The sequence below is a fragment of the Cytobacillus sp. S13-E01 genome (genome assembly GCF_029193815.1).
In the GTDB taxonomy this organism is placed as follows: domain Bacteria; phylum Bacillota; class Bacilli; order Bacillales; family Bacillaceae_L; genus Bacillus_BV.
This window is the reverse complement of the sequence record NZ_JARFVC010000010.1, coordinates 21,357-38,385: the sequence shown is the minus strand read 5'-3', so window position 1 is coordinate 38,385 and position 17,029 is coordinate 21,357. Positions and strand designations below refer to the sequence as shown.

Sequence of the window (17,029 nt, the reverse complement as noted above, 5' to 3'; positions counted from 1 at the left end):
CAATTTCTAAATAAAGATTATCACTAATCTTATTGATAAAATTGAATGGTTTTTGGACAATTGTTGACATTGGAGTGAACTTCTTATGAATTTTTAAAGTGACCGTCCAACTTGAACAGTCACTTTTATATTATTTGGTTGGTAGCATGTTAACGTTTTAAACTGCTAGGTTTTTATTTTTTCCCTGTTGTAGCTGATACATTTGAAAATATTTCCCACTAGTTCTCATCAAATCGTCATGGTTTCCTCGTTCAACAATTCGACCACGATCAAGAACTAGTATTTGATCTGCATTTCGTATGGTTGATAAGCGGTGTGCGATGATAAACGTTGTTCTACCTTTCTTTAAGACTTCTAACGCTTTTTGAATAATCGCTTCGGTCTCTGTATCAATGCTTGCGGTTGCTTCATCTAGTATTAAGATTGCCGGATCAAACGCAAGTGCGCGTGCAAATGAAATCAACTGACGTTGACCTGATGAAAGTGTACTACCTTTTTCTATAACCGGCTCATCAAATCCTTTTGGAAGACTTTTTAATAGTTGATCTGCCCCTACATCTTTAAGTGCCTTTTCAACCTTTTCGCGTGTAATTGAAGGATCATCTAAACTGACATTGGATGCGATTGTACCAGTGAAAAGGAATGGATCTTGTAGAACAATTCCCATATGCTTCCTTAACATTTGCTTCGGTAATTCATTAACATCCTGTCCGTCAATCAAAATTTTCCCTTCCTTGATATCATAAAAGCGGAACAACAAATTCATAATCGAGCTTTTACCTGAACCAGTATGCCCTACTAATGCGACAGTTTCTCCCTGGTTTGCTTTAAAAGATATATCTTTTAATACATAATCGCCTTCTTTATAACCAAAGTTAACATGACTAAATTCAACATTTCCTTTATATCTAGGATATTCTGTTGCAGAAGTTACATCTACTCCATCTGTATCAAGAAGGTTGAAAACACGTTCAGCTGCTACTAAAGACTGCTCTAGTATCGCTAGCTGGTTAACGATACCGGTTATTGGTTGAAACAATCGATTTAAATAATCAACAAATGCGTAAAGTACACCAATTGATACGACGGTTCCGATACCAAGTGACGCCCCACCGAAATACCAAATTAACGCAACAAATGACATATTACGTAAGACCCCTACTAAATTGTGGGAGGTTAACGCATTTAAATTTAATAGTTTATTTTGATAGGAAAAATGTTCATCGTTTAATGCTTCAAATTCCATTTTAGACTGATTCTGACGACGGAAAGCCTGTATGATCGTCATTCCTTGAATTGATTCATTTATCGTTCCATTAATATCACTTAACCTCGAACGGATTTTATGGTTGTATTGGGAAGCGTATTTTCTGTACACTTTAATCCAAATAAACAGAATTGGAATCAGCACCATGCAGATAAGCGCTAATTTAAGATCTAGTAGCAATAGAGCTATAAATATCCCTGTTATATAGATAATCCCTGTGAAAAAGTTTGCTAGCACTGATACATAGAGATCCCTAATTGCCTCTGTATCATTTGTAATTCTAGAAACAACCTTTCCTGCTGGAAGGTTATCAAAGTAATTAATTGGTAAACGTTGTACCTGTGCAAACACATCTTTTCTCATTTTTTGAATAATTCGGTTTGAAGAAGTTTGCAGGTAGTAACGTTGGCCATAATGAAAAATTGATGAAACCACTAGTAAACCAAAGTAAATCGCAATTAAGTTTATAAGCTTAGGAATTTGCGGGCTATAAAAAGAAAATAGCTCAGCTTTAGTCAGTTTGTCTGCTTCATATAGGTTCTCATTATCATTTCGAGAAATTTTCACAAAACCGTTTTCCATGGATCTTTGACCATCAAATTCAATAGCCTGATTGACAAAGTAATAAGAGCGATTTACTTGAAGTACTCTTACTTCCTTGCCTTTTTCTTCACCTGCTACGAAGTTATCAGATCGTTTATACCAACTTTTGTTATAGTTGACTGCCCCATCACTTTCCTTCGTTTCATACCAAGTTCTTTCAATACCAAGAATGTGATCATCAATCATTTTTTTAGCTATAAATGGTCCTGTAAGTTCTGCAGCGACTGCGATAGTCAACATTATTAAAGCAAAAATGATTGTCTTCTTATAAAGGAGTGCATAATTAACTAGGCGTTTTCCTACGTTCATGCTGACACCCCACCTTCATCTAAATTCTCAATTTGCTGTCGGTCAAATTGTTCTTTGTACCAGCCATTTCGTTTGACTAGTTGTTCGTGTGTGCCTTCTTCGACAATTCGACCATCATCAAGTACGACAATCCAATCTGCATGTTCAACTGCAGAAAGTCTATGAGTTGTAATAATCGTCGTTTTATCAGCACGTTCTTTACGGATATTATTAAGAATCTTTGTTTCCGTTTTTGCATCAACTGCTGATAGTGAATCATCTAATATTAATATCTCAGGATCAACTGTTAATGCGCGAGCAATTGAAATACGTTGTTTTTGACCACCAGATAATGCAAAACCTTTTTCCCCAACCAGTGTGTCCAAACCTTCAGGTAGCATTGTTAAATCCTTTTTGAAAGCAGCAAGCTCAATTGCCTTTGCTAATTCTTCGTGTGACGCATCCTTTTTTCCAAATAGGATGTTTTCTCTTACTGTTCGAGAAAACAATATATGGTCTTGCGGAACATAACCTACCCATTGATTGATTTCCTCAATTGCAATTCGATCTAAAGGGACTCCTGAGACAAGAATTCCCCCCTGACCCAATGGGTATTCACGTAATAGCTGTTTTACAAGCGTTGTTTTCCCACTTCCTGTTTTCCCTACCACTCCAAGTGTTTGACCACGTTTTATTGAAAAAGAAACATGGTTTAAATTTGTCACTGTTGAGGATGGGTATTGGAAGATAACATTATCAAACTCAATTTTTTCTGGGATTCCTACTTGCATTGTCTCTTCATGGTTCGTTACATCAGCCTCATATGCAAGCGTTTCATTTACTCGATCAAGTGAGGCATTCCCGCGCTGCATAATGTTAATGAGCTCTCCAATCGCAAACATTGGCCAAATCATCATCCCTAAATATACGTTGAAAGATACCAGTTCACCTAAGGTTATGACATTTCGAAACACTAGATATGCACCGTAGCCTAACCCGATTAAATAGCTCATTCCAACAAGAATTTTAATCGTCGGTTCAAATAACGCATCAATTTTTGCGACCTTCACGTTTTTCTGATAGACATCTTCTGTGATAGTGTTAAATCGTTGTTGATCAGCCTTTTCCTGAACGTAAGCACGGACTACCCTAACTCCAGCAACTGATTCTAATACTTGGTCATTCATTGTTCCAAAAGCGTCTTGTGCTTTTGTGAAACGTTGGTGAATCTTTTTTCCGTAGATGCTCATAGCAATTGCAATTAAGGGTAATGGAAGCAATGCTGCAAATGTTAATTTCCAGCTTATTAAAATTCCCATTGTAAATAAAATCGTTAGCATAAATATGCTAGAGTCAACTAATGTTAAAATCCCGAAACCGGCTGTCATTGATATTGCCTTTAAATCATTTGTTGCACGGGCCATTAAGTCACCCGTTCTATTTTTTTCATAAAAAGTTGGTGTCATTTTTAATAAATGTCTCATGAAGCGTCCACGTAGAATGCGTTCTACAAGATACGCTCCGCCAAAAAGCTTATACATCCAGGTATAAGTAATACCGTAGATGATCACTGCTAATATTGTTAAAAAGACAATATATTGTAGCAATTGTTCCTTTGTTAAACTTCCTGTATGAATTCGGTCAATTGCAACCCCAATTAATTTAGGTGGAATGATTTCTAATAGACCCACAAAAATTAATAATAAAATGGCAACCGTATATCGCTTCCAATATAATTTAAAAAACCAAGATAATTTTCCTAAAACTGATAACATCGCTGTCAGCTCCTCTCATGATTGTCAGTAAAACATTACTAACCACTGTCTAGATTTCCTACATACTTCATTCCCATTGCACCTACTAGGTTCATGACAAATTCCTCCTTCAGATTTGGATATTTATTTGTAAACACCAAATTGGTGTAGTACACGGGGTAAAGCGACATAAAAAAAAGCATACCGCAACAAGTGCGATATGCTTTCGGTAAAATAGAGAACTAGAATATACCAATACACAGTAGTATAAATGGATTTCACAATTTTCCTCTATAATTTACGATTACATAAAAAGAGCACACGTCACCTATTGTGACCTGCACTCCTTTTAACAACTAGTTTTAAAGAATGGTCTTAAAAAGAACAGGTCACGAAATTATTAAATTGTGGTTGCTGATATAGTCCAGTGATTACAATTTCCATTTCGCAACCCTCCTTTTCCATTTATTGTATAAGTTTTCCTTTGTAAGTTTACCATTGTGTATTTAATTTTGTCAATTACTACTTTTTCGAAAAATTCACTCTGGTTTTGTTAAGTAAATTTATTAGAAAAGTATTACTCGCCGACTAGACGAGTATTTCGTTAATTCAGACGAGAATTTAAAATATTTGTAAAAAAAGCATCTAGACTAATACCCAATACCTTTTTAACCCAACTTTCGACCAAAACCCGTAGAAATCCCGCCACACTGGGATTTCTCGTCTTATGCCATAGTGCCCATGGCGCCTGGAGCTAGACACTAAAACTAGGTACAAACTTTTATACTTTCTTACATTTTAAAGAAAGAGCTGAAAATCAGCTCTTTTTTACCTCCATAAGTATCTTCCCCGTACTATATCTAGGAGAGACAGCCTGACTAATGGCCGATATTACTGCGACTCCGTCGGCTCCGGCTTTTCGAACGTCTTCAACTCTTTCTGCTGTGATGCCACCTATCCCGACAATGGGAATCGTTAGCCCTGCTTTGCGAATTTCTTCTATTACTTCTGGGCCTTTCACTTCTCTAATATCCGTTTTAGTTGTAGTAGCATATATTGGACCTACACCAAGATAGTCAGCCCCACCTGCCATTGCAGCAAACGCTTCTACTACATTATGCGCTGATACTCCAAGGAGTTTTTTACCGATTTTCTCACGTACTAAATCTAATGGCTCATCTTCCTGGCCAATATGGACTCCATCTGCACCTATTTCTAGTGCTAGCTCTATATCATCATTCACGATAAAAGGGATCTGATGCTCTCTACAAATACTTAATAAGTCCCTTGCTAATGTTTGTTTCTCGGAATCTACTAAACAACCAGTACCTTTTTCGCGAAATTGAAAAAGTGTAATGCCTCCTTCAATCGCTTCTCGTAGTACATGTCGTGGATCTCTATGACAGTTTTGACTTCCCATTACCAAGTACAATGTTAGTAATTCCCTTTTCATACTAAAGCTCCTCTTTTTCTATAGGCCCAATGATTTGTAGGTCCATGCCCCGCACCAATCCCAAGCTCATCCCAAATAGCAGCTTGAATATAAGCCTTAGCAATCCACACTGCATCATACACAGAGTTTCCTTTTGCTAACTCAGCTGTAATGACTGCCGCAAAGGTACAACCAGTCCCATGAGTGTGTTTTGTGTGAGCGCGTTGGCTATGAAATTCTTGAAATTTTTCTCCATCATATAATAAATCAGTTACTACCTCTAAGTCATCATGTCCACCTTTTATAACTACATGCTTCGCACCTATTTCATAAATGAGTTGTGCTGCTTTCTTTCGATCCTCAAAAGTAGTAATTTTCATGCCTGTGATTACTTCTGCCTCCGGGATGTTCGGTGTTATAACATATGCAAGTGGGATTAAATATTGTTTTAAGGCGTCAACTGCCTCCTCCTGTAAAAGAGCCGCACCGCCTTTTGCGATCATCACAGGATCAACGACTATCTTTTCCCAGTTTGCTTGTTTCATTTCCGTTGAAACGACTTGGATTAATGCACTACTAAATAACATTCCTGTTTTAACAGCATCTGGACTCAAATCAGTGGCAATCGATCTAATTTGTTCTACAACTGCTTCAATCGACATCGGATATACACCCTGCACACCTAGTGTGTTTTGAGCCGTAACTGCTGTTATTGCCGTCATCCCAAATACATCTAGTTCTTGAAAGGTCTTTAAGTCAGCTTGTATCCCTGCGCCACCACCGCTGTCAGAACCAGCAATTGTCAGTGCTTTATAGACTACCATTTCCACACCTCTTTTATGGGTCTACCCCCATTATTAACCTAAGTATCGATGGTATAACGTTTTTGCTTCTGCAATATCCTTTGTTCCGTGAACTAAGGCCCGACCATCTTTAAAAATAACTAAACGATGGTTATCGATTGTAAATGAAACCAAATATGGGTTCCGCTCAACTTTACCACCTTGTGTTGAAAGTAATTCAGCAAGCTTTTCTAAATCACGTTCCATCCGTTGGGCTGGACGTATTTGTACAGACTCTCTTCCACATAAAACTGCTGTCTTTGTTTGGGTTTCAAACGAAAGAAATGGATATGTTTGCTCAGTACCACATGATAAACAGGCTGATTTCTTAACTTTTTCAACATTTATCGCTGTATGTTGATTTTTCCATAAATCAAAGGATACTAGTTTTTTTCGAAGTGCAAAAAAATCTTCCACTAAGATTTTTAATGCTTCAGTTACTTGATAAGCTGTAACCATTTGAACTGCAGGACTAATGATACCCGCTGTGTCGCAGGTTAATCCACCAATTGGAACGGTTTCTAACAAACAATTTAGACATGGTGTTTCGCCTGGTAAAATAGTGTATGAAATACCGTAACTACCGACACAAGCTCCATAAATCCATGGTATGTTATATTTTTGGGAAATATCATTAATTAGCATCCGCGTGTCAAAATTATCGGTTGCATCCATGATCAAGTCCACGCCGACAATAAGCCGTTCTATTTCTTGAATAGAAACATCCATAACATGTGCATGTATTTCTACATCTGAGTTAACTCTTTTTAACCGTTTCTGTGCAGCAACTGCTTTTGGGATTCGATTTATCGCATCTTCCTCACAATATAACTGTTGTCGCCCAAGATTGCTCCATTCAACATAATCTCTATCAACAATCGTAAGTTTTCCAATTCCAGCACGTACCAGTGCCTCGGCGCTACCCGTTCCAAGGGCACCTGCACCTATTACAAGTACATGTTTATTTCGTATTTTTTGTTGGCCTACTATGCCAATTGAAGGGAAAATCTCTTGTCGTGAATATCTATCATTCAACTAATACTCATTCCTTCCATCGGACTACTAGCTGTTGCATATTGTTTTTTCGGAATCCGACCTGCTTCATAGCCAAACCTACCAGCTTCAATCGCTAGCTTCATGGCTTTTGCCATTTTAACTGGGTCATTTGCTCCTGAAACAGCAGTGTTTAATAATACTCCATCAGCGCCTAGTTCCATTGCAATTGCTGCATCTGAAGGTGTCCCAATTCCTGCATCAACAATGACAGGTACAGTCGATTGTTCGATAATGAATCGTAGGTTTAATGGATTTATAATTCCTTGTCCAGAGCCAATTGGGGATGCTCCTGGCATAATAGCATGACAGCCTAAGTCTTCTAAGCGTTTTGCTAATAATACATCATCTGACGTATAAGGTAAAACGATAAAGCCTTCTTTTAATAACTCTTCGGATGCCTTTAATGTTTCGACTGGATCTGGTAGCAATGTCTTTTGACATCCAATGACTTCTACTTTAATCATGTCACAAAGTCCAGATGCTTTTGCAAGCTTTGCAATACGGACAGCCTCTTCTGCTGTTTTTGCACCCGCTGTGTTAGGTAATAAGGTATAATTACTAAGGTCTAACTTTTCTAAAAAGTTTGGTTGGGTAGCTTCAAAAATATTCATTCGTCTAACTGCAAATGTAAGAATTTCCGTTTCTGAAACTCCAACTGCTTCTTTTTGAATTTCAAAGTTCGGATATTTTCCTGTACCTAGTAAAAGTCGTGAGTTAAATTCATATTTTCCTATTTTCAACATAATCATCCGCCTCCTACAAAATGAACAATTTCAATACGGTCTCCATCAGACAACCTTGTATCTTGATGTATCCCTTTTTCTAAAATCGTTTGATTCCATTCAACAATGACAACCTTTTGGTCAAGATCAAAATGCGTTAATAGCTTTGAAACATCGTCAATCCTACCTGGTACTTCAATTTGATCACCATTTATAATAAGCATCATTTTTTCCCACTCCTCTTTAAACAATTGTTTTAAGGGTACGTTCGATTTGAAAGGCCTCTACGAATTTCTCATCAATTGGCCTCCTTTCAACAAAATCAGCAAGTAATTCGCCTGTAATTGGTGCGAGTAAAATACCATTTCTGAAATGTCCTGTTGCTATAAATAACCCACGGATATAGGGGTGCTCACCTAAATAAGGGAGACCATCACCTGTTTGTGGCCGAATACCCGCCCAAGCCTTCTCCCATTCCGCTTCAACAATCGAAGGAACAAGCCTTTTCGCTTTCTCCATAAGAGTCGAAATACCATCAATTGTAACTTTTTTATTAAAGGTATACGGTTTTACAGTTGCTCCAACAATTAAACGCCCACCTTGTTTAGGAACAAGATAGCAACCATGGGAAAAAATCGGGCTACTTATTATCGGATGATGTGCAGTTACAGAAAAGCATTCTCCTTTTACAGGGTATACTTCAATTTCTACTCCGGAGTTTTGTAACAATCGTTTACTCCAAGCACCAGTGCTAACAATTACATTTTCACTAGCAAAAGTACCTTCATTTGTTGCTACTCCTGTTATTACACCGTTTTCATCATTAATTTTGTAAACATCAACAAATTCCCTAATTTCAGCACCTAATACTGCCGCAGATTTTGCATATGCTTGTGTCAGTTTTGGGGCTGACACCTGGCCATCCATCTGTACATACATGGCACCTAACACATCATTTGATAGAGCAGGCTCTTTCAGTCTAAGATCACTACCTGATAACCACTCGGCATCTTCGCCAAGCCGGTTCTGGATCTGGATTATTTTCTTTAACTCATCCTCTTCTTCAAGCGTTGATGCCACCTTGTACATGCCTTTATTTATAAGTTCTATATCAATACCACTATGTTTCTTTAATTCTGTTGCAAGGCTCCCAAACATCATCCTGCTTTTTCGTGCTAACTGAAAAAGTGGACCATCTTCATCAAGTTCAGTTTGGGCAGCAATCATTCCAGCCGCTGCACTTGAAGCTTGACTGGCAAGACGTTCTTTTTCTAATAAAATTACCTTTTTCCCACGTTTAGCAAGGTTGTATGTAATTGCACTTCCATTTACACCACCACCTATAATGATAGCATCATATCTTTCAAGCTTCATATACAGTCACCTTCCCTTCCTAATTTGTAAGAGTAATCTTTGACCGCTTTTAAAGGATTAGGGGCCAATAACACACCTGATAAAATAGCAATTCCCCTTGCCCCAGCATCGATTACTTGCTTCACATGCTCTGGTTTTATTCCACCAATTGCAATTACAGGTAATGTCGTGGAATCGGCGATTTGTTTTAAACCTTCAATTCCTCTGGGAGCAATACCTGGTTTGGATTGCGTAGTAAAGATATGACCATAAAAACAGTAATCTGCTCCGTGTAGCTTACCGAGCATTGCTTCTTCTATTGAGTGAACTGATAAACCGATCTGTAAGCCAGGAAACATAGATTTAACGGTCTTTATATCCAAACTATGATGTGCAAGTTGAACCCCTGAAACCTTTGTAGCATAAGCAACATCCACTCTGTCATTTAATATAATTTTAGACAAAGGAATATTTTTTTCTGTAAGTAACATCACAGTTTCATATAGTTCCTTGGCTGTTTTCATTTTTTCACGTATATGAATGTAATCCACATAATGATGAATAGTGACAATGATGTCTACAAATTCCTTCATCGTTTGCTGTCCAGTTGAAATAATATGGAGTTCTTTACGATGCATATCGACTCTCCTTATCTTTTAAAACAAAAAACCACACTTCCTAAACCCTTTTCGACATGTTCCACGAAGGTGTCGAATTTTTTCATTCGACATGTTCGTGGAAGGTGTCGAATTTTTTAGGTATAACGTATGTCTGTAACAGGTAAATATGGTATGTGAATTGAAGTATAGTAGCCTAGTATTAGTAAAATTACAAAATAAAGTATGAAGATGAAATCATATTTGGAGTACCCTATATGATAATAATACGTTCTTTTGGTAGCATCTGAAAATCCTTTGGCTTCCATGGCAACAGCGATTCGATGTGCTCGTCTAATACTTTGAGACAGTAATGGTATAGTGTATGCTTTTATTTTAGTAAAAATGGCTGATATACCATTACTACTATCTCCCCCACGAACCTTCAGCGCATTCCGGATTGTTTGAAATTCTTCAAACATAATCGGTATGAGCCGAACCCCTGCCATAAAGCTATATGCATATTTTGGTTTTAATTTTAGCTGCTGCATTAATGAATAAAATAAATAAACTGGTCTGGTTGTTAAGGCAAATGTTAATCCAAGTGCTGCAAAAGTGAGCGCTCGAAAACCAATATGGATCCCTCTGTAAAAGCTTTCCTGTGAAATATTAATAAGTCCCCACTTAAACCAAGTAGTATCACCTTTTCCAAATAAAATCATCGATGATGCTGTTGAAACAAATACCATCAAAAAGGGTAGTGAAAAAAGCAGAACCCGCTTTAGTGGATGTCCGGTGAAGCAACAATAAAGAATAAAAGCAGCGATTGTGACATTCACCATAAAGTTAATGTTATGAATGAAAAGAGCGATTAGTAATAGAAAAACCATAACGAGGAGCTTTACACTTGGGTTTATTTTATGTAGCCATGTTTCCTCATAAGAAAATTCAAGTTGCAACAAAGACCCTCCTCTCTATAAAATCACAAATTGTTTTTTAAAGAGATTCACTCAGATTGCTATCGGCAACTAGCTTTCCAGCTTCGATCCGCCATATTCTAGTCGCAAAATGAGTAGCGATGTTCTTATCATGGGTGACCATCATGATTGTAGTTCCTTTTTTACGATAATCCTCAATTAATTCAAGTAAAGTGAACGTGTTTTTTGAATCTTGCCCAAATGTTGGCTCATCTAATAGCATAATTTCCTGTTCATTGACAATCGAGGCTGCCACACTTAATCTCCGTTTTTGTCCCATAGATAGTTGATATGGATGCTGTTTACGATGATTTTCAAGTTGAAACAATCTTAACAGTTCTTCTACTTTATCGTTGATTACTTTTTCATCGAGTTTTTCGATTCGTAAAGAATAGGCTATCTCTTCGAACACAGTATTCGTGACAAATTGAAACTCTGGATTTTGAAAAACGAACGTCATATACTGAGTAATTTTTTTAATATTTTTGATGTTCGTTCCACCTAATTCATATTGTCCAGAGGTTTTGATGAATTGTATTAAAGAGTGTAGTAAGGTACTTTTTCCTGCTCCATTTTCCCCTAGAATGACAATCCATTCCCCCGCCTTGACTGTAGCTTTAGCTACGTGAATCTGTTCTTCCTTCTTCCGATAACCCTTAAACTCCTCTAATCTTATTACTTCATCTTTATATTGCTTAGGTACTACTATTTCATTTGTTCTTTCATTAACATAATCATCCCATACACCTGGATACCAGATTCCATGTTCTTTCATTTCCTTTTTATAGCTTATGAAAATATCATCCTTTGGCCCATCAGCAATAATTTCTCCATTTGAATTAAAGAGAATAATTCTATCAACAAAATCTATAACATGATCAATTTTATGTTCAACAATTATAACGGTCTTCTCGTTACCTACCTGTTTAATTGTGTCCCAAATATCCTTTGTTCCTTCTGGATCAAGCATCGCAGTTGGCTCATCTAAAAAAAGAACCTCAGGATTAAGAGCTAACACAGAAGCAATAGCTAAGCGCTGCTTCATTCCACCTGATAGGGTGTTAATGGAAGTATGTGTTGATGAAAGGTCTAAGCCTACTTGATGCAGAAGTTCCTCCATTTTATTACCCATTTTAGCTCTAGGAATTTGAAGATTTTCTAACACAAAGGCAATTTCTTCATCCACAAACGGCATACAAAACTGTGTATCTGGATCTTGAAATACATAGCCCCAAGAGGATGGAATCTCGATACTTTCTGCCTTCATCGGTACATCAATAGAATTAGGTATTAAGCCTGTTAATACTTGTAGAAGTGTTGACTTTCCACATCCAGATGGTCCAAGTAAAAGCACTTTTTCACCTTTATAAAATGCCGAGGATAAATCCTTAAACAACAAGGATTCTCCTCCAGTAAATTTTAATCTTAGCTTTTGAACATGAGCAATTTTCTTCATTTCATAGCATCCCATCTATTGATCTAGTGCATCAAAATCCTTTTGCGTTGCTGGACGAACTAGGTTAGTAACACCCGTTGCTTCTAATGCCTTCACTAGATAGTAAGCAAGTACACCTGTTAGGAGAATTGATCCTACAAAGCGAGCAACCAAGAATAACGTTAAGTTCCACGCAGTTAGGTCACCAATTTCACCATAAGCAAAATCCATAATAATTGATCCCGCTGCTGCACCAATAGCTGCTAAACAAGTAACCATGATGTTAAAACGCTTGTAACGGAATGCTAGAAAGACTACCTCAGCAAATAAACCTTGCACAATACCATACAGTAAAACAGTTAAACCAAATTCAGAACCCATTAAAAATTCACCAGACGCCGCTGCAGTTTCAGCAAGAAGTGCCACACCTGGCTTTCTAATGATTAAAAATGCAACAGTTGCCGCAATAAACCACATCCCATAAATCAACTGATCAGCGTGCAGCCCTAGTGGCTTAACTGCCGCATAAAGCGGCCCCCACAACTTATACACAATCCCAAACGCAATCGCAATGACAACCGTTACTAAAATATCAGTAAGCTTTAACCCTTTACTCATGATTATAAGACTCCTTTCTTTTTCGACACGTTCGTGGAAGGTGTCGATTTTTCTCCATTCGACACGTTCATGGAAGGTGTCGATTTTTCTCCATTCGACACGTTCCATGAACGTGTCGAATGTTTTGCACAGGCCAGTCCTCGAGGCGATAGGCCATTTCCCAGAATGAGTATTCATATTGACTGCTAATGATAAAGTGCTCTTTCATGCGGTTACGGTCATTTTCTGTGACTGTTTCGGCAATTTGATTTAAGCGGTCAATTTGTTCTTCAACTAGTGTTCGAAACCAATCTCCGCCGTATGCGGCTATCCATTCTTGATAAATTGGTTCCTCTGGTGTAGCGTCTTGAATCCGTTCACCAATTTCATAATACAACCAATAACAAGGTAATAATGCCGCAATAATATCTCCTAAATGACCTGTGTAAGCTGCACGATATAGGTGTGATGTATAAGCATAAGCAGTCGGTGCTGGTTCAAAGTTCTGTCTTTCCTCTTCAGTTATACCAAGACGTTTTGAAAAGTTCTTATGTAGTGATAATTCTGCCTCGTACGTACCCTGGGCATGAACAGCCAAACGATTTGTAATATGTAAATCTGTAGCCTTTGCTGCTCCTAATGCTTGGATTTTTGCAAAGTGAGAAAGATAATACGCATCCTGTATAACGTAGTATCGAAATGATTCTAATGATAATGTTCCGTCTGCAATTCCTGTTACAAATGGGTGGCTAAAACTTGCATCCCAAATATGGCCAGCTTCTTCTCTAATCAATTTTGAAAATGTCATCTTACTTCCCCCGTTTCATTTTTTTGATTCGACAAGTACCTGGTACATGTCGAATTTAGTTGGGAAGTACCTGCACTTCCCTAAAAAACACAAAAAACCACTTACTTTATCAACGTAAAGTAAGTGGTTGTAGTAGAAAACATTGAAAGATAGGATAGTTCTCTTTTACTCCACTTCCCTACGCTGGTACAAACCAGATCAGGTTCTAAGAGTCTTAAAGTTCTACTTTAATCTCAGCCTTTTATAAGGCACCCCTAGTGGACAAACGAATATTCGATTAAAAACCTATTTCTGCTCCTATACTAACATGTTTCTTAAAATTGTCAAACCTTTTTTCGGAAAAAATAAAACAATAGGGCCTGGTACAACTATTGTTTGTTTAGTCTTTTACTCAACCGTCACCGCTGTTCCATATGCAATAATTTCCGATGCATTTGCCATAACACTTGATGTTTCTAAACGCATTGTAATGATAGCATTAGCCCCTTTATTTTTAGCATCTTCTACCATTCTTCCAATTGCTATTTTTCGTGCTTCCTCCATCATGTCTGTATAGTCTTTGATTTCGCCACCTACAATTGTTTTTAAGCCTGCTAGCAAGTCCTTCCCAATATGCTTGGATTGAACAGTGCTTCCTCTAACAAATCCCTTTAATTCTTTAATTTCCTTCCCCGGAACAAAGTCAGTAGTTACTATAATCATTTTCTTCTTCCTCCTTTTTTTCTTTTAAACGTTCTTTCACTAATGTTAAAAATAGGGCAATGATAGCAATTCCATACACAATATAAAAATAAACTGCTACAGTTATATTAATAAATAGAAAGACTATACCTAGTAATTGTCCAATTGATCCTGTATAAATCAATAAGTATTTTAATCTATCCATATTACAACCTACTTCCTACGAAAAGCCTTCCTAACAAAAATCAAGTAAAACAAGGTCGGCATTGGAGCTTGAATAAGGCCCACTATCCCCCATAACCAATAATTATGACCTCTTTTTCTTGCATCTAAAAATAGCCATGTGCTTTGTATAACCAGGATAATAGCTACAAAAAATAACAGGATTAGCTCTTCAGATGTCATGTTGCTATCACCCTTTTCCTATGTTGTAAATACACACCCATTGGCAACCCTATAGTAACCGCTAATTGCACGATAAGAAAAATTATAGGTGCTTGCAATACTGTAATGATTAATAGACTTACTACTGAAATGGCGACGATGAAAAAAATTACCAGCTCCTTCATTAACTTCTTTCGTGCAATTACTTTTTCTTTACTAATCATAATTTCAAACCAGTGTAGATTTGGTGTGTTTGTTTGATAAGTACGATCTACCTTTTCCAAACCTATTTTTATTTCATTAATGATGCCCAGATTATCATGTTCTGTATGTTGTTTGTTGTTATTCATCATCTTTCAACTCCTCCCTTACAGCCTTAATTCCATTATGAATACGAGATTTCACAGTACCTAGAGCAATCCCAAGCATGTCAGCGATTTCGACATATGAGTACCCATAATAATGTTTTAAAACAATTGGAATACGAATTTCATCTGAAAGCTTACCCAGTGCAGTTAATACATCATTCCATTCTTCATTATTACTTTCAAAATGCCATTTCAGCTTACGTATTGCCTGTTCATCAACCTGCCAATTATGCTCACGCTTCTTTTTACGATGGTCATCTAGATATAAATTCGTTGCAATTGTGATTAGCCAAGAAGAAAATTTCGATGTTCCATTATATAGCTTAATCTTTTCTATACATTTAACCATTGTTTCTTGGGCCAGATCTTCTGCAATTTCAGGCTTCATTGTAACTTTGATTAAATATTTCACTAGGAATGAATAGTGCTTTTCAAAAAGCATTGCAAAGGCTAAGGAGTCACCTCGCTTTGCATTTCTTATTAGATCTTTTTCGTCCATATAATGGCTCTCCCCATTAAATATTTTGTCTATTTTTTTAAAAGATAAGATAGAGTCAAGTTTTCGGGTGTCCTGCGCTTTTAAAACTATAGATAATACGAAAGAAATGATAAAAAAGTTCACTCGAATTTGTAAATAATCAACACAAGTTTTACCTATAGTAATTCAGTAGCTTCTCTTTACAAGCTAAAAGACAGCCTCCAACTAGGAAAGCCGTCTTAAGTTTATTACGCGAACCGGTAATAGATAAGGACGAATGTCGCTAAAACAAAGATAAAATTCAAAAATACGAAAACCATTTGGTCTACTACTGTTTTATGGATCCGTATCGGTGGGTTGTAAAATGATACACCTTCAATTATGAAAATGATTAATACAATATGGATCATAAAATGTCCAATGATTTCTGTTGATCCAAATAATAAAGTAGTTGAAATAAATATTAATGTAAGCACAACAGATAATATTCTATTTAAAACACCTACAACAAGTAAATAACCTACCACAAATTCGATAAATGCAGCTAGTACAATGAAAGACTCTGGTGCAAACCCAAATGTAGGTACACCATGATTTTGAATAATATCAACACTCATGGTAGGGTATACCCACTTTTCAACAGCTACCCAGCAAAGAGAAAGTCCAGTACCTAGGTATAAAAATGGAAAACCCCAGTTTTCAAACTTCGTTTTACCAATGAGCAAAACACCAATAATCGCTAAATAAAATCCATAATCTAACATATGAAAAAGTCCTACATTTGACAAGATGTATAGGAACAAGGCAAGTAGTACCACAGCGCCGGTCTTAGTAGCGTAGTCGTTAGGGATAAATAAAAAGACAATCGACACCCAGACTAAAATCGTCTCCCAGCTATTCTCAAGCAAAAACTCAGGCGCAAAAATCGTTCCTGAAAGTACTTGAATCATAAGTGTTAAGGCTGTTCCATACTTTAATAAATAGCGTGAGTACTTGCGATAATTATCTAATTTCATATCTATTTTCCCTACATATGGAAAATCCATAAGCTTTGGCAGTAGTTGCGGTAATACAGCTAGTATAGAAGCTGCTAGAAAGGCAACAACAAGAAAAAAAGGCGATAGTATATTTTCAATCGATTCTTTTTTAGGCTCCACACCAGTAAACCATTTTACATGTGCTTCTGTAATAAATGGCGATAGCATGATTCCAATTGAAATTGAAATTGCAATAACAATTAACCAAGTTTTCTTCATGATGTATCTCCTACAGTTCAATTTACCCTTATGTTTTACTGTTTAGTTTAAACTATTCGAATGTTAAACGGATTAATCTAAAAAACGCTTATAACTAAGCGTCTCATCTAATACGGTCTAAACCTTCATCAC

The 17,029-nt window shown here is 36.9% G+C and carries 18 protein-coding genes and 1 riboswitch; all 18 genes read right to left on the bottom strand.

Annotated elements, in window-relative coordinates; all coding sequences use genetic code 11:
• Positions 1 to 157 precede the first annotated feature (157 nt).
• Positions 158 to 2,179, bottom strand: coding sequence for an ABC transporter ATP-binding protein (locus tag PY093_RS09100; protein ID WP_275645578.1), 2,022 nt, complete (start codon positions 2,177 to 2,179; stop codon positions 158 to 160).
• Positions 2,176 to 3,933 carry an ABC transporter ATP-binding protein gene (locus PY093_RS09095; RefSeq protein ID WP_275645577.1) on the bottom strand — a complete coding sequence of 586 codons (1,758 nt, stop codon included), beginning with the start codon at positions 3,931 to 3,933 and terminating at the stop codon, positions 2,176 to 2,178. The genes PY093_RS09100 and PY093_RS09095 overlap by 4 nt, the downstream gene beginning before the upstream one ends.
• 796 nt (positions 3,934 to 4,729) lie before the next feature.
• Entirely contained in the window at positions 4,730 to 5,365 is a 636-nt protein-coding gene (thiE, locus tag PY093_RS09090; RefSeq protein ID WP_275645576.1) for a thiamine phosphate synthase, read from the bottom strand.
• On the bottom strand, positions 5,362 to 6,168 hold the full coding sequence (gene thiD, locus PY093_RS09085; RefSeq protein ID WP_275645575.1) for a bifunctional hydroxymethylpyrimidine kinase/phosphomethylpyrimidine kinase: 807 nt from the start codon (positions 6,166 to 6,168) through the stop codon (positions 5,362 to 5,364). The genes thiE and thiD overlap by 4 nt, the downstream gene beginning before the upstream one ends.
• Positions 6,169 to 6,201: 33 nt before the next feature.
• Positions 6,202 to 7,221 (bottom strand): thiazole biosynthesis adenylyltransferase ThiF, encoded by a 1,020-nt coding sequence (locus tag PY093_RS09080; RefSeq protein WP_275645574.1) that lies wholly within the window; start codon positions 7,219 to 7,221, stop codon positions 6,202 to 6,204.
• On the bottom strand, positions 7,218 to 7,985 hold the full coding sequence (locus PY093_RS09075; protein ID WP_275645573.1) for a thiazole synthase: 768 nt from the start codon (positions 7,983 to 7,985) through the stop codon (positions 7,218 to 7,220). The genes PY093_RS09080 and PY093_RS09075 overlap by 4 nt, the downstream gene beginning before the upstream one ends.
• Before the next feature lie 2 nt (positions 7,986 to 7,987).
• The gene (thiS, locus tag PY093_RS09070; RefSeq protein ID WP_275645572.1) at positions 7,988 to 8,191 is read right to left on the bottom strand and encodes a sulfur carrier protein ThiS; all 204 of its coding nucleotides are present in this window, start codon (positions 8,189 to 8,191) and stop codon (positions 7,988 to 7,990) included.
• A 16-nt stretch (positions 8,192 to 8,207) separates the two neighbouring features.
• Positions 8,208 to 9,338 carry a glycine oxidase ThiO gene (gene thiO, locus PY093_RS09065; RefSeq protein ID WP_275645571.1) on the bottom strand — a complete coding sequence of 377 codons (1,131 nt, stop codon included), beginning with the start codon at positions 9,336 to 9,338 and terminating at the stop codon, positions 8,208 to 8,210.
• Complete coding sequence (tenI, locus tag PY093_RS09060) at positions 9,335 to 9,955, bottom strand: thiazole tautomerase TenI (RefSeq protein ID WP_275645570.1); 621 nt, start codon at positions 9,953 to 9,955, stop codon at positions 9,335 to 9,337. The genes thiO and tenI overlap by 4 nt, the downstream gene beginning before the upstream one ends.
• 116 nt (positions 9,956 to 10,071) lie before the next feature.
• On the bottom strand, positions 10,072 to 10,872 hold the full coding sequence (locus tag PY093_RS09055) for an energy-coupling factor transporter transmembrane component T family protein (RefSeq protein ID WP_275645569.1): 801 nt from the start codon (positions 10,870 to 10,872) through the stop codon (positions 10,072 to 10,074).
• A gap of 37 nt (positions 10,873 to 10,909) precedes the next feature.
• Positions 10,910 to 12,346 carry an ABC transporter ATP-binding protein gene (locus PY093_RS09050; RefSeq protein WP_275645568.1) on the bottom strand — a complete coding sequence of 479 codons (1,437 nt, stop codon included), beginning with the start codon at positions 12,344 to 12,346 and terminating at the stop codon, positions 10,910 to 10,912.
• A gap of 15 nt (positions 12,347 to 12,361) precedes the next feature.
• Complete coding sequence (locus PY093_RS09045; RefSeq protein ID WP_275645567.1) at positions 12,362 to 12,943, bottom strand: ECF transporter S component; 582 nt, start codon at positions 12,941 to 12,943, stop codon at positions 12,362 to 12,364.
• Between the two features lie 67 nt (positions 12,944 to 13,010).
• Positions 13,011 to 13,730, bottom strand: coding sequence for a thiaminase II (gene tenA / locus PY093_RS09040; protein WP_275645566.1), 720 nt, complete (start codon positions 13,728 to 13,730; stop codon positions 13,011 to 13,013).
• 158 nt (positions 13,731 to 13,888) lie between these two features.
• A riboswitch (TPP riboswitch) is annotated at positions 13,889 to 13,996 on the bottom strand.
• Between the two features lie 121 nt (positions 13,997 to 14,117).
• Positions 14,118 to 14,432 carry a YbjQ family protein gene (locus tag PY093_RS09035; RefSeq protein WP_275645565.1) on the bottom strand — a complete coding sequence of 105 codons (315 nt, stop codon included), beginning with the start codon at positions 14,430 to 14,432 and terminating at the stop codon, positions 14,118 to 14,120.
• Entirely contained in the window at positions 14,413 to 14,616 is a 204-nt protein-coding gene (locus tag PY093_RS09030) for a hypothetical protein (RefSeq protein WP_275645564.1), read from the bottom strand. The genes PY093_RS09035 and PY093_RS09030 overlap by 20 nt, the downstream gene beginning before the upstream one ends.
• A gap of 196 nt (positions 14,617 to 14,812) precedes the next feature.
• On the bottom strand, positions 14,813 to 15,148 hold the full coding sequence (locus tag PY093_RS09020) for a YxlC family protein (protein ID WP_275645562.1): 336 nt from the start codon (positions 15,146 to 15,148) through the stop codon (positions 14,813 to 14,815).
• On the bottom strand, positions 15,138 to 15,662 hold the full coding sequence (sigY, locus tag PY093_RS09015; protein ID WP_275645561.1) for an RNA polymerase sigma factor SigY: 525 nt from the start codon (positions 15,660 to 15,662) through the stop codon (positions 15,138 to 15,140). Before sigY ends, PY093_RS09020 begins: the two co-directional genes overlap by 11 nt.
• Before the next feature lie 227 nt (positions 15,663 to 15,889).
• A complete protein-coding gene (locus PY093_RS09010; protein ID WP_275645560.1) occupies positions 15,890 to 16,897 on the bottom strand; it encodes a DoxX family membrane protein in 1,008 nt (335 codons plus the stop codon).
• Positions 16,898 to 17,029 lie beyond the last annotated feature (132 nt).

Excerpts from the sequence above, each read along its gene's own strand:
- PY093_RS09100 (WP_275645578.1), bottom strand. The coding sequence starts at position 2,179 with ATGAACGTAGGAAAACGCCTAGTTAATTATGCACTCCTTTATAAGAAG.
- PY093_RS09095 (WP_275645577.1), bottom strand. The coding sequence starts at position 3,933 with ATGTTATCAGTTTTAGGAAAATTATCTTGGTTTTTTAAATTATATTGG.
- thiE (WP_275645576.1), bottom strand. The coding sequence starts at position 5,365 with ATGAAAAGGGAATTACTAACATTGTACTTGGTAATGGGAAGTCAAAAC.
- thiD (WP_275645575.1), bottom strand. The coding sequence starts at position 6,168 with ATGGTAGTCTATAAAGCACTGACAATTGCTGGTTCTGACAGCGGTGGT.
- PY093_RS09075 (WP_275645573.1), bottom strand. The coding sequence starts at position 7,985 with ATGTTGAAAATAGGAAAATATGAATTTAACTCACGACTTTTACTAGGT.
- thiS (WP_275645572.1), bottom strand. The coding sequence starts at position 8,191 with ATGATGCTTATTATAAATGGTGATCAAATTGAAGTACCAGGTAGGATT.
- thiO (WP_275645571.1), bottom strand. The coding sequence starts at position 9,338 with ATGAAGCTTGAAAGATATGATGCTATCATTATAGGTGGTGGTGTAAAT.
- tenI (WP_275645570.1), bottom strand. The coding sequence starts at position 9,955 with ATGCATCGTAAAGAACTCCATATTATTTCAACTGGACAGCAAACGATG.
- PY093_RS09050 (WP_275645568.1), bottom strand. The coding sequence starts at position 12,346 with ATGAAGAAAATTGCTCATGTTCAAAAGCTAAGATTAAAATTTACTGGA.
- PY093_RS09045 (WP_275645567.1), bottom strand. The coding sequence starts at position 12,943 with ATGAGTAAAGGGTTAAAGCTTACTGATATTTTAGTAACGGTTGTCATT.
- tenA (WP_275645566.1), bottom strand. The coding sequence starts at position 13,730 with ATGACATTTTCAAAATTGATTAGAGAAGAAGCTGGCCATATTTGGGAT.
- PY093_RS09035 (WP_275645565.1), bottom strand. The coding sequence starts at position 14,432 with ATGATTATAGTAACTACTGACTTTGTTCCGGGGAAGGAAATTAAAGAA.
- PY093_RS09030 (WP_275645564.1), bottom strand. The coding sequence starts at position 14,616 with ATGGATAGATTAAAATACTTATTGATTTATACAGGATCAATTGGACAA.
- PY093_RS09020 (WP_275645562.1), bottom strand. The coding sequence starts at position 15,148 with ATGATGAATAACAACAAACAACATACAGAACATGATAATCTGGGCATC.
- sigY (WP_275645561.1), bottom strand. The coding sequence starts at position 15,662 with ATGGACGAAAAAGATCTAATAAGAAATGCAAAGCGAGGTGACTCCTTA.
- PY093_RS09010 (WP_275645560.1), bottom strand. The coding sequence starts at position 16,897 with ATGAAGAAAACTTGGTTAATTGTTATTGCAATTTCAATTTCAATTGGA.